This window comes from Chitinophaga oryziterrae, assembly GCF_009758125.1.
Taxonomy (GTDB): domain Bacteria; phylum Bacteroidota; class Bacteroidia; order Chitinophagales; family Chitinophagaceae; genus Chitinophaga; species Chitinophaga oryziterrae.
On sequence record NZ_WRXO01000012.1, the window covers coordinates 79,613 to 91,996 of the forward strand.

Annotated in this window: 10 protein-coding genes; 3 read left to right on the forward strand and 7 right to left on the reverse strand. The window is 38.6% G+C overall.

Annotation, left to right across the window (positions count from 1 at the left end; all coding sequences use genetic code 11):
* Nucleotides 1-53: 53 nt before the first annotated feature.
* On the forward strand, nt 54-1,868 hold the full coding sequence (locus GO495_RS28940; protein ID WP_240915369.1) for an alkaline phosphatase: 1,815 nt from the start codon (nt 54-56) through the stop codon (nt 1,866-1,868).
* Here GO495_RS28940 and GO495_RS28945 read toward each other — a convergent pair whose 3' ends face one another.
* The 3 genes from GO495_RS28945 to GO495_RS28955 are packed head-to-tail and all read right to left on the reverse strand — an operon-like array spanning nt 1,869 to nt 4,079.
* Entirely contained in the window at nt 1,869-2,459 is a 591-nt protein-coding gene (locus GO495_RS28945) for a 2OG-Fe(II) oxygenase (protein ID WP_157303438.1), read from the reverse strand.
* Between the two features lie 50 nt (nt 2,460-2,509).
* Nucleotides 2,510-3,028, reverse strand: coding sequence for a PIN domain-containing protein (locus GO495_RS28950; RefSeq protein WP_157303439.1), 519 nt, complete (start codon nt 3,026-3,028; stop codon nt 2,510-2,512).
* Nucleotides 3,029-3,032: 4 nt separating this feature from the next.
* The gene (locus GO495_RS28955; protein WP_157303440.1) at nt 3,033-4,079 is read right to left on the reverse strand and encodes a helix-turn-helix domain-containing protein; all 1,047 of its coding nucleotides are present in this window, start codon (nt 4,077-4,079) and stop codon (nt 3,033-3,035) included.
* Between the two features lie 153 nt (nt 4,080-4,232).
* Here GO495_RS28955 and GO495_RS28960 point away from each other — a divergent pair, with 153 nt between their 5' ends.
* On the forward strand, nt 4,233-5,015 hold the full coding sequence (locus tag GO495_RS28960) for a fatty acid desaturase family protein (protein ID WP_157303441.1): 783 nt from the start codon (nt 4,233-4,235) through the stop codon (nt 5,013-5,015).
* 122 nt (nt 5,016-5,137) lie between these two features.
* Nucleotides 5,138-6,064, forward strand: coding sequence for a hypothetical protein (locus GO495_RS28965; protein WP_157303442.1), 927 nt, complete (start codon nt 5,138-5,140; stop codon nt 6,062-6,064).
* On the opposite strand, the gene GO495_RS28970 is transcribed toward GO495_RS28965, so the two are convergent.
* From GO495_RS28970 to GO495_RS28985, 4 genes are read right to left on the reverse strand one after another with little or no spacing between them, the layout of a single operon-like run.
* Nucleotides 6,059-7,015 (reverse strand): DNA/RNA non-specific endonuclease, encoded by a 957-nt coding sequence (locus GO495_RS28970; RefSeq protein ID WP_157303443.1) that lies wholly within the window; start codon nt 7,013-7,015, stop codon nt 6,059-6,061. The genes GO495_RS28965 and GO495_RS28970 overlap by 6 nt on opposite strands.
* 10 nt (nt 7,016-7,025) lie before the next feature.
* A complete protein-coding gene (locus tag GO495_RS28975; RefSeq protein WP_157303444.1) occupies nt 7,026-10,091 on the reverse strand; it encodes an ATP-binding protein in 3,066 nt (1,021 codons plus the stop codon).
* Nucleotide 10,092: 1 nt separating this feature from the next.
* Nucleotides 10,093-11,217 carry an SIR2 family protein gene (locus GO495_RS28980; protein WP_157303445.1) on the reverse strand — a complete coding sequence of 375 codons (1,125 nt, stop codon included), beginning with the start codon at nt 11,215-11,217 and terminating at the stop codon, nt 10,093-10,095.
* 2 nt (nt 11,218-11,219) lie between these two features.
* Complete coding sequence (locus GO495_RS28985; RefSeq protein ID WP_157303446.1) at nt 11,220-12,221, reverse strand: trypsin-like serine peptidase; 1,002 nt, start codon at nt 12,219-12,221, stop codon at nt 11,220-11,222.
* Nucleotides 12,222-12,384 lie beyond the last annotated feature (163 nt).

Here is a 12,384-nt window from a genome sequence, read left to right on the forward strand (position 1 = left end):
TCTTTTTTATACTAATTTTACTCACTCCAAAGGAGTATGCCAATTAAAAACTCATGATGATCAAAAAAAGTATTTTTTCTCTCGCGCTACTAACCATCTCATCCCTGGGTATAGCCCAGGAAAGGCTCTACACGCCTAAGAATGCACATGCACATAACGACTATGAACATCCTATTCCGTTCTTAACTGCTTACTACCGCAACTTTGGTTCTATAGAAGCAGACGTGTATGAAAGAAACGGTAAACTGCTTGTTTCTCATGATGAAAAAGATGTTGTGCCTGAGCGTTCCCTGGAAGCGCTGTATCTGCGACCATTAAAAAAGGTCATTCAGAAAAACGGCGGTACTGCATATAAGAATAGTCATGATACCTTACAGCTGCTGATAGATTTCAAAACTGTTGGCGTACCTACTATAAAAGCATTGGTAGCTATCCTGGATAAATATCCGGAGATCAGTAAGAATCCTACTGTAATGGTGGTGGTCAGTGGAGATCAGCCGGCAGCTGCGTTATGGTCACAATATCCTGCCTATATCCATTTTGATGGTAAACGCAGTCTGCAGTATACACCGGCACAGGCGTCACGTATCCCTATGTATAGTGAGGATATTAAAGCATTCACTAACTGGAATGGCAAGGGAATTATTGTGAAAGCAGAGAAAGATCATATTCAGCATTGGATAGACAGTGTGCATACTGCGGGTAAGAAGATCCGTATCTGGGGAGCTGCGGATAATGTGAATACCTGGAAGACACAGATGAATATGCGGGCTGATTATATCGGCACTGATAAAGTAGAACTGTTATCTGACTTTTTAACGAATCGCGCCAGTCTGGAATATAAAGGAACGACGGCTCCTCATGCTATCTATAAAGCCCGTTATGTGAATAACGACAGTATGGGTACCGTGAATAATGTCATCCTGCTGATCGGTGATGGAATGGGGCTTACGCAGATCTATTCCGGTTTTACCGGTAACCGTGGCGCGTTGAACCTGTTGCAGATGATCAATATCGGTTTCTCCAAAACCTATTCTTCCGATAGTTATATTACTGATTCTGCGGCCGGCGGAACAGCGATGGCTACAGGACATAAGACAAACAACCGTTACATAGGAGTAGATGCCACCGGGATGCGTTTACCGGCCATTCCGGACATACTGGCGCCTTTCGGCGTGAAGAGTGGGCTAATCAGTTGCGGAGATATCACAGATGCTACTCCTGCGGCTTTTTATGGCCATGCAAATGACAGAAGTGAAGAAGATGCTATTGCGAAGGATTTCTTAAGCAGTCCTGTTGATATTATGATTGGCGGAGGCGCGATGCACTTCAACAATCACCTTGATCAGCTGAAAGAAAAAGGATATGGATTCAGCTCTCATTTCGACGACATAGATACTATTCAGTCTAAGAGATGGCTGATGCTGACGCCTACAGCAGAATTGTCGATGTTAAAAGGGAGAGGGGAATTCTTAACCCGTTCATTACAGAAAACGATCAGGACACTTGGCAATAAGTTCTTTATTATGGCAGAAGGTGCGCAGATAGATTATGGCGGTCATGCGAATAACCTGCCTTATGTAGTAACTGAGATGATGGACTTTGACGAAGCGATTGGTGCGGCGATGCAATTTGCAGATGAAGATGGCCATACACTGGTGATCGTTACGGCAGATCATGAAACCGGAGGATTGAGCCTGTTAGACGGAGATATCAGCAAAGGGCAGGCTGATGGCAATTTCAGTTCCAATGACCACAGTGCGGTGATGGTACCTGTATTTGCTTATGGGCCTCACTCTCTGGAGTTCAGAGGAGTGTATGAGAATACGGAGATTTTTGAAAAGATTATCAGGTTGTTGAAGAGGTAGTTACCTCTTCAACCAACCGGTGATACTCATTCTCGGTTTGTTGGTGACCAGTACTTCATGTTCCAGTTCACTGCTTTTAAAGAATACGCTTTTCCCTCCGGTAGGATCTATTTTATAGTCTGTTCCATCATGAGAAATAGATAATTGTCCCCCATCCCCTTCTATCCAGTTCTCATTGAGATAGATGATCATTGAATACTGACGGCTTTCATTATTGCGGAACTGGTCCAGGTGTTTCTTATAGAAACTGCCTGTTTCATACAACGCATAATGAAATTCATATCCTGTGATACCAGTATAACAACTACTGTTCAGGTATTCCACAAAACTGTCCATCAGGTCGAAAAATGCGTTTTCGTATTGATCTTCGTGTTTTCTGTCCAGCCAGTAAATCACATCATTTCTCACCAGTTTATTCTGTACGGCGATGCTATCATTGCCCGTTCCGGCAGCCTGCATATGTTTGTTGTCATACAGGGTATTGAGGTTATTTACCAGGTCGGCCGACAATTGCTTACTTAAAAAGTTACTGGTGATCCCTATTTTAGTTTCTATGAAACTGTTGATGAGCACATCAAAGATCTCTTGCAAAAAGGATGGATTACATTTGACAGAATCGTCAGCAGTTGCTCAAGGTAGGCTTAATTAATGATAACGGGTTTTATAAGATCAGCCCATTCCATTAACCTGGTTCTGCATTCATTAACAGGCAATCTTTTATTAAACACCATTAGTGACTCAAGGGCTCCGATAGCTTCAGTATAAGTTATCTGTCCAGATGCAATTGCGGTATCGAATATCCACAATATACCGTGTACAGGGACCTTCTGACGAATACACTCTTTCCTTAGTCTATTATCACCGGAAAGCACCGTTGCAGCAATTTTTTGTGCTAAAAATAAAACTGAATGATCACTATATGATAATGCTGGTGAAAGATGAAACTCCATTAGCAATGAAAGTTCATCTGCTGTAAAATAATAAACCACCAACTGTCCACTTGCTATAAAAGCAGTCAAACTGTTTTTTTGTATCTCATTCAATTCTTCGATTACTTCCGCTGTTACAATAATTTCATGTTTAAGGTCAAACAACAGATGAAGTAAACGTATATGGTATAAATCAATGAAAACATTTGCATCTGTTACAGCAATCGTCATATCATCATATTAATTCCAATTCTCTGAATTCAGCTAATTTTTGTTTATTTAAAGAAGCTGCTTTTGATGTAGTAATAATTTCCTCTGCAACAGCCCGAAGCAATAATTGTATAAAACGACCCGATTGTTCAGGGCTGTTAAATTGTCCTGGCTCATTATATTTCAGTTTATCTTTATTGTATTTAATCATAAACCGCTTCACGAGGAGTTCACTTACAAACCCCAGACTTCTTGCGCGATACATTATTGCAGGAAGTGATATTCCGTAATGTTCTTTAATCAGAATTAATTCATGAAGGAAGATATGTTGTCTGTGGCCTCCCAGTTCTGTCTCAAAAGTATCCGGAGGAAGTAACATTGCGCCAGCAAAGGCATCACAAGCTCTTTCCCTCTCTTTATCATCCAAATCTTCAAGATTCATCAGTAGGTGCCCTAACTCATGCAATGCGGTAAATCGCTTCCGGACAACAGAGATATCTGCATGTTTATTTAATACAATGACAGGATAACTCTTCTGTATCCAGGTAGCCATACCAGAAAACGAAGGATCTGCTTCGATCTGTAATACTTTAATTTCCTTTTCTTCGAGCAACTCTACAATGTTATATATAGGATCACTACCCAAATTCCATTGTTTCCTTAATGATCTGGCCATTAACTCCACTTCTTCCAATGAAGTTACCTTATGAGAAGAAAGTGGATTCTTAAATCTTGATTTAATACCTGAAAGGTTTTCCAGTTCAAAATAACGCTCCAGAAAGTCTATCACTTCCTGTTTTACACGCTCCAATTCCTTTACAGATAATGAAACCTTCTTTTTGAAATCAATCTGCTCAAGTTCAATAGTTGAAGCACGTGAAAAATATTCCAATCCAACACCTAATGCCTTACTTAATGCAATCAGGGTATGACTATCCGGTTTCATCTGTCCGGTTTCATACTTACTAAGGGCCTGTTTAGTAATCGCATTTCCCATAGCGTTAGCTAAATCCTGCAATGAAAATCCTTTCATTTTTCTTGCATTCTTAAGTCTGACTTCGAAATAAAGCATAAAAGAAGTTCAAGGGTTATATAAAATTGCCTATTGTTGACAAAACTACAAAAAATATAAATAATGTCAACCAACTATTTATATAAAGAAGAAGCTGACTTTTATCATATACCATCATTCCATTATCTGTATTTTTGCTTAAATTCTTTACCTATGACACATGCTGAAATTCTAAAGAAAGTGGAGTGGAAAGATTTGAAAAGCCTTTCTATCAAAGAAATGCTGATTGAGAATAACCTCACTATCCCATGGGTCCTCACTTCCTGGGTATTGGCTTACCTTGGTTATTATATACTCGCCCTTCCTTTTTCTGCCTTCTTTTTCTTAACAGGGTTACGACAGGTACATAATGGTTTCCATAACTCACTGGGGACTAACAGGTTCCTAACCTGGTTTTCATTGTATACCAACAGTGTATTAATGATGGCATCTATACATGCAGTGAAATTCAATCATATCAGGCATCATAAGTATTGCCTGTCTGAGGAGGATTATGAGGGGAAATCTGCGGGTATGAGCTGGTACGGAGCGATATTTTATGGCCCTGTTCATATGTTCCTTATACATAAAATTACGCTGCAACTGGGCAATAAGAAGTATGTAAAGAATGTATTACTGGAGCTGGGCTCTATTGCCATCTTTACCTTCCTGGTCTTTTATTTCAATATTGCTTTCCTGATTTACCACATTATTGTAATGGTGATCGGGGAGTTCCTGATGGCGTTTTTTGCGGTATGGACAGTACATCATGATACAGAAGAACATCCGGAGCTTGCCAGAACGCAAAGAGGTGGCTGGAAAAATAAGATCACTTTTAGTATGTTTTATCACCTGGAACATCACCTGTTCCCTGCGGTACCCACTATTAAACTCCCTCAGCTGGCAAAAAGGATAGATGATGTGTTACCCGAACTAGAGAAGAAAACAACATTTTAATAAAAAGGGGGCTCCTGCCCTCTTTAAATAGATTATTGGTGATTTAACAAATATATCATAGATTAGATATAGTTTGTTAGTGACATTCTTATCCCTGCTTTAACCTAAACCAATAACCACCAATGACCACTGTTATTAGTCCCTACCCATCTGCTGCTACACGCGCCCGCATAAAAAACGCTGTCAGTAATTACAAGCAACTCCGACTGCAACGGGACATCCGGCATGAGACACAATACAATGAATATATAGAGACGCTCAGGTCCCTGCATAAAAATGCATCTGAACAGATAAACTGGAATGATGTAAAGAAAACACCTCCTCCTCTGGAAGAAGCAGCAGATAATAAGAAAGAAAAACAGGCCAGGCAGCGGTTATTGTCCTACTCTCCTTCCTTTTTTGACAAACTCTTTAATAAGAAGGAGAAGAGAATCAGGCAACTGACATCAGCCCTTGAACAGGCGATCATCTTTGACAAGGCAGATCATGAACAATACCTGCTTGATTATCAATCAGCAGTCTCTGACTGGCAACGGCTGCAAAAAATAGCAGAAGGTGTGTTGGCCAATAATCCTGATGCATATGAAGAAGCGATTGCATATTTTGAGCCGTTTAATGAGATCAAAGAATTAGGCGCTGCTATCACTTTGAATTTCGAGCCTGCTTATATTACCATCAATCTCACCGTAAACACAACAGATATTATTCCGGCATATAATCTTATGCAAACATCCAGGGGTAAGTTATCAAAGAAGGAAATGCCCTTATCCAAGTTCAATGAACTATACCAGGATTATGTATGCAGTTGTATATTAAGACTGGCCCGCGAAACATATGCCCATCTGCCGGTTGACCTTGTATATATTCATGTAATTTCACAGGATGTAACTATCGTGTCTGTAGCGATCCCTTTAAACACGCTGAACAGGCTGAGGTTCGAGTCCGTTGATCCTGCCGATAGCATGCGGAATTTTACACATCATATGAAGTTTAGTAAATCAGGAGGATTTAGTGCGGTAGAGCAAATAAATCCGAATGCAACGTTATAGTTCGAGTCCAACAATTGAAAAGCCAAGTTGTACAATAGGACTACTGCTTTCTCTTGTCAGTTTTTCAACATCTACTTCTTTCAGTATAAGCGATATTTTCCGATCGTCTGTAAATGGTTCAACAGCGTGAGGAAATGTCAGCTTACTTAATTTTTCTATAGTTGATACGCTTACCTGGTAAGTGTCCGCATCTTTAAATTGCATAAATAAGTTATCATCCTCAACCGATCTTTTTGCTTCCAATAAGGGTTCTTTTACAATGCCATTATCCCAAAGTAGTGAATATTGACTCATAAGGAATCCAACGCGGTATAGTTTTGTATCTGATTTCCTGAAGTAGACTATTTTCCAAAAAAGATATGGGATAGGTACATTTTCTCCTTTTACAGGTGATATAAATATTGGATCCTTTTTGTCCAGTACAGGCCCTGTAAATACGTTTATTGCCAACCCATTGTCAACGGTTTCAGTATGCAGAATATAATCTTCCAGACTACGCCATACTCTCTGGTTGAGCATTGCATGTTGTGGAACGGCATTGGTATAATGGAAAGTGGAGTCAGCTGCCAGTTGGGCCAGGGCAATGGTATCTCCCCATTGAGTATCTTCCCGTTTTGTCATATGACCTTTATCAAAGTCACTTCCAGGCACTTTATATAATTCATTTCCCCATTGATGATCAGGAGATATCCGATCGTCTTTTCTCCAATGATCATCCCTGACAACCTTTTTAAATTTTATACCATCTATGTTAGATGCTGTAAAATAAGGGAATCTCCTTTTTTTGCTGATGATAAGACTATAATTCATATACCGGGCTACCTGATCTGTGGTATTAACTACCGGGGCCATATCCTGTTGTTGCTTGTCACTTAACTGTGGCAAATCAATGGTATCAGGAGTTAGAAAATTGGCATTATAGCCAAGGTACAATTCGTATTTATCACTCATATTCGAATATTCAATTAAAGAAGCCAGTTTGCGGTTGATATTTTCTTTTCTCCTTATCTGAAAGTGGAGGGAAAAGCGTATCGTAGTATTCTATCGTACGCGGCCTACCATTTAGTAGAATGATACCCGTTTGATTGTTATCCGTTTTCCATTCGAGGCTACCAGCATACAATGCTTTAGGATAACCCCTTACGCCATCAGCATGATAAATATATTTCTTTGCAATCAGATCGTACACTACATATACACCTGAATCTCCTTTTTGTTTCCAATATCCCATCATTCTACTATCGTCACTATAGTAAGGATAAGCAATTCTCCCCCCATAAATTTTATCCGGAAATAATGAGTCTTTGAACAATCGTTTAGATGTAATCATATTGACAATCTCAAAATCGCCGCTACTATCTGCTTTTAAATAGTCTTCCCCATTAGGTAATATTGCATAATAGGTATCCCTTTTTTTCTCCGGCAGTAGCATAGATTTATTATGATCAGTATTACAAAATATCAGCTCATTTTTAGAATTATTATACAAAAATCCATTCCCACTATATGAAAATGAAAGATATCTGGGTAGTATGCCATTCCCACGAGGATTTGGCACGTCCTTAATAACAGTATCTTCTCTATTTGTAGATAAATTATAGATATGTAACGCTCCTTGACTATCATAAAACCGGCATCGGCTATGATTCCCCGAAAAACTAATATCCGAAGTAATCAGGCAGCGATAAGTTTTGAATTTAGATAAATCACTAGTATGGCATATAAACAATTCCTTTCGGTTATTCTTTTCTTTTACAAAAACAATTGATCCAAAATCGCCCACACTCTCAATATTCGTAACATCATTTGTACTGTCTATGATTTTGCAATCATATGTATTGCTGATATTCCATAGGACCATTTTTCTCCCGGCTTTGACAATTCCTATACAATTATCGTCTAATATACCAACAACACCTGTCTTAAAGCGTTCCATCTGCATTATATCCTGAATAGTAATCTCTATTGGCAGGAGATGCCTTCTCTTTGAATCATAAAGTCTTGTAACATTTTCTCTATTGCTACAAAAAAGAATGGTACTATTTCTAAGGAATCCGGGTTTACTAAGATTTTCACTCGCCACTATTGTTGCTTTCCTCTGCCCTACGTCATAAAGGTTTAATTGCCCATCTCCACTCATGTATGTAATAAATCCTCCATTGTCAGATATATCCAGATCATAGGCATTAGATCCAATTTGTTCGTATAGGACTGTATTATTAGCAGGTCCCACAGTCCAGAGATATAAAGTTTTATCAGTATTTAATACTACATAATGATGATCATCAAGTCGGCCTATTTTTTCACCTCCGCTGATATCAAAGAAAAAACTTTTGTTTAACAGATGCCCGATACTATCTACTCCCGGAATTCCCTCTCCATATTTAAAGAGTTCATTCCATACCTTAAATGCCATGTGGTGCATATTCTGCTGATAGTATCGTTCTCCAAATGCCTGTACACTTTGTACAAGGTTCTCATTCAGCCGATTCTTCATCATTATAGATCTAACAAACAATATTGATGCAATAATGGCAAAGGCTCCAATTAGGACTAAGTATAATACTGTCCTTTTATTGCTTTTCAAGGCCATTTTCAATGCTTCTTTGGCGGCTGTACGCCCTTCCTCTGCTTCTTTTCTCAACCGGTCCATATGCCGGTTGCGGGTCTGTTCCTCCAATAGCAGGCGATTGGTCTCCTGTATTTCAGCAGCCCTTTTAATACTGGCATCCTGGCTTTTCCGTACTTCATATGCTCTAAGAACAGGTTCCACCAGCGTATCGTGGCTTAATTCGTACGTAAGCCCTAAGTGTGTATATTCCTCTTTTATGAGGCGCAATTCGAGCAGTTTATCAACAATATCCCCTGGCAAGAATTCCTTCATCTGGTTTTGCGTCAAACTCGCTCTATTACCACCGGCTATCAAATGTTCTTCCAATACAGTTCTGAGAATGTTCTTATCTACTGTTGTAATTTTAGATAACTGATTCGCATAAAAATTATCCAGTACCATTGGAATGTCCTTATCCGGATCAAAAATCTTATCATCAATAGTCATAAGATTATCAGGCAACCAGTTCCATTTTCTCTTATTCTCTGCTATCACAAGTTCTTCGATGTATTTGCAGATGATCTGTAACTGGGAGCTTTCGATCTCCAGATTCGCATGAACATTTGCGCTGTCTTCCACTTCCGTTAAACCTGTGGATTTTCTTTCTGCCAGTTTATGTAATATCCGGGTAAGTACTACAGGGTCAAAATTGAATTGAGATGACTGGAATAGCTTCCCCTCACCGATCTTTGCAGGTGCCACAATTGCTTTATTGGCATTCTCGATTGTCAGAGGTTTTAACTGATATCTGTTCCGGAGGATGAGTGGAATGTACTTACGAACACTTTCCAACTCATACAATTTGTCTGATCTGATAGCAATAACTATTTTGTAGGTGGGTTGGCGCACCCATCTTAATTGATCTTCTGTTCTTTCCTCAATATCTATTTCACCTAATTTGTTAATAATTCTATTAGGAGGTTGCTGATGTACCAATTCCGCCAGTTCATGCAGAAATTCATTTTGTTGTTCAGGAGGACTATAAAAAAACTCTTCAAATTGATCAAATACAAGCACCGGCACTTTACCATCATTCACCGTGACAGAACGGCAAATCTCCCATAACAGAGGCTTCTCGTTGTCAAATATGATATCCGCCTGAGTAACCGCCTCATCATTTAATAAGACGTCCTTTAAGATTTCTAATGGAGTAGGCTGCTCATTGTTTCCCTTCGTATACTGAAACCTAACTTTAATCGGATAGTATCCATTCTCTCTAAGTGGAGGGAAAACACCCGCTTGCAGGAGTGAGCTCTTTCCAATGCCTGACTTTGAAAATAATACGACCAGTCTCTCCGAACAGATCAAATTATGCAAGTCATAGGATTCCCTTTCCCTGCCGAAGAAAAGTTGTTGCTCATTTTCATTAAATGAACGTAATCCGGGATATCGATCAAAGGTGGGATTTTCTAACATATCAGACATTTTGCGCTTTAAATTTTCTGATCAGGTCTGCCGTAAATGCCGGTAGTTCTTCATTAATAAAATAAAATTTAAACTCCTGCTCAAAAAACTCTCTATTATAAACGCTGAACTCTCCGGATGATGCATTTAATGAAACTGTACGTTCGTTTTCCTTCCTTAATTTAAGCACCTCAAATAATACTTTAAAATACCACTGGTTAAAATCAAATCCCAGGAAGAGGTAATACTGACTACGTTCAAATTCATTGGTTATGCGTTTATCAATAGCGGGATTAGACTGAAGTATACGGATAATAAAATCCAGAAATTGTCCTTCCGTATAGAGAATTGACAGATCGTTCTGGTAGGCGCCGAAAATATTATATACTATGGGTTGTTTGTAATTAATAGAAGGCGACTTATCATCTACAATATTCGTGGAGTCATAATAAGAGAAAGCTACATCACCTGAAGAAATTTTATAAATTTGTTGATAAAGCAGATCATCTGCATTGGCATTGATAATTGCTTTAAAGGGTAAAGGAGCTAATAATTCGAAAAGTTTTGTTTCAATTGCCAAATTATCTATCAATTCCTGAAATAATTTCTTTGCATACCGGCCAACATCTCCGTCTACATGCCTCGGCATATCTGTAAACCGTTGTGCCATATAACTCAAATCACCTCTTAAATTTACATCATAATACAAGTTGTATTTGTCCATGATATCAGCTAGCCCGTTAGCTAATAAACGATTAAAAGGATGTAATTCTCCATTCTTACTTCCAATAAGCACACCTGGCCCCAGAAACAAGATGCATTGTCCTACATTAATTGCCCGGATAATCTTATTCAGGCGTTCATGCTGCTTATCTCTTAATTCTATAATACATTGCTGATATAGTTCTATTCCATTGTAATCTTCAATAATCTTTTCCAGTAAATTTATTGTGCGTTCCTGTATTTCTACTTCTTTTATTACTCTTCGCCACATATCAATAGCAGACCCACTAAAATCAATATTTCCGGTATTTATATCTGCATAGGCGCAATATGCTTTGGCCTTATCTGCATCATCAAATTGCTCAGCCAATGCCCTAACCAGTTGATGATTACTTTTGGGAGAGAGTTTTGCCATGATTATAAATTATTATCCTGTAATACTTTTACCAGCTTGCGTATGTTAAGTCCCATATTCCTGTAAACAGGGTTAGCATTACCAGGTTCGGATGTCCATCCACCACTGAAATGCAGCGCCACTACTTCCCAATTCGTATTAAAAACCGGAGAGCCTGATGATCCAGGTAATGTATCTGTCAGGTATTGCACTATATTTTCATCACTATATGTGACCATGTTATTATACAAAGCTATTTGCTTAGGACCACCTTCAGGATGCTGTATAATATTTACAAACTCAGTTTTACTTATTCCTTTTTCAGCTAAGCGCAATGCTCCGTACTTTTCATTCAAATCCCCCTTTACCTTGACAATTGTCCAATCGTCCTTTTCATCTGTAAAGAAACGACCATTCCCCGGATCCAACTCACAATCTTCATGTTCAATATGATTTCCTTTTTTACTTAGCTGGTAATTAAATTGGATACTGGCACTTTCGGCTGCAGACAAACTATCTAATACGTGATTATTGGTAATGAGCCAATTATTGGCTATCAGGAATCCTGTTCCCAACTCATTACCTACCCGAATCCTTGCCACCGCTTTTGAGCAGTCCATTCCTATTTCGAGGAAACTAATTGGAAGAATATTACTTCGATTCCCCATCAATTTTTCCTTATCAGCTTTCGTAATAGTATCTGATTTCCAATCCATTGTTGTATCTGGGCCGGATTTACTTATGGTATGCTGACGAATATTCTCAATAATCCCTTTGAGGAATTCGTTCTTATATCCTTTTTCCTGTGGTGTATCAGTAATGAAGGTCAGAAACCTGATGATCTTATCTTCTTCAAATGCGGCATGCCTCAGAATATTATACCAATTAGTGATAGCCTGTTCACTAAACCGGATCTGAATTTTATTCAGTCCCCCTTCCTCTGACAGCCTTTTGGTTTCTTCTTTTTCATCATACATATTTGCCAGGAAATAGTTCAGGGCTGTTAACTGGCGATTCCAATCCATGGAGATGATTGCTTAATTTTTAAGTTCATAATAGGGAATAACCGGGTTATTAATTGTATCTGATATTGAAAATATAAAATATTTACCACTTCTGCCTGTAATTATAATATATAGAATTGACATTACGGTTAATACAATGTTAATGAGAGCATATACTTAACAA

What these genes read in the sequence shown, in the direction of transcription:
- GO495_RS28960 (WP_157303441.1), top strand. Translation starts at nt 4,233, where the DNA reads ATGACACATGCTGAAATTCTAAAGAAAGTGGAGTGGAAAGATTTGAAA.
- GO495_RS28970 (WP_157303443.1), bottom strand. Translation starts at nt 7,015, where the DNA reads ATGAGTGATAAATACGAATTGTACCTTGGCTATAATGCCAATTTTCTA.
- GO495_RS28985 (WP_157303446.1), bottom strand. Translation starts at nt 12,221, where the DNA reads ATGGATTGGAATCGCCAGTTAACAGCCCTGAACTATTTCCTGGCAAAT.
- GO495_RS28955 (WP_157303440.1), bottom strand. Translation starts at nt 4,079, where the DNA reads ATGCTTTATTTCGAAGTCAGACTTAAGAATGCAAGAAAAATGAAAGGA.
- GO495_RS28980 (WP_157303445.1), bottom strand. Translation starts at nt 11,217, where the DNA reads ATGGCAAAACTCTCTCCCAAAAGTAATCATCAACTGGTTAGGGCATTG.
- GO495_RS28975 (WP_157303444.1), bottom strand. Translation starts at nt 10,091, where the DNA reads ATGTTAGAAAATCCCACCTTTGATCGATATCCCGGATTACGTTCATTT.
- GO495_RS28940 (WP_240915369.1), top strand. Translation starts at nt 54, where the DNA reads ATGATGATCAAAAAAAGTATTTTTTCTCTCGCGCTACTAACCATCTCA.
- GO495_RS28965 (WP_157303442.1), top strand. Translation starts at nt 5,138, where the DNA reads ATGACCACTGTTATTAGTCCCTACCCATCTGCTGCTACACGCGCCCGC.
- GO495_RS28950 (WP_157303439.1), bottom strand. Translation starts at nt 3,028, where the DNA reads ATGACGATTGCTGTAACAGATGCAAATGTTTTCATTGATTTATACCAT.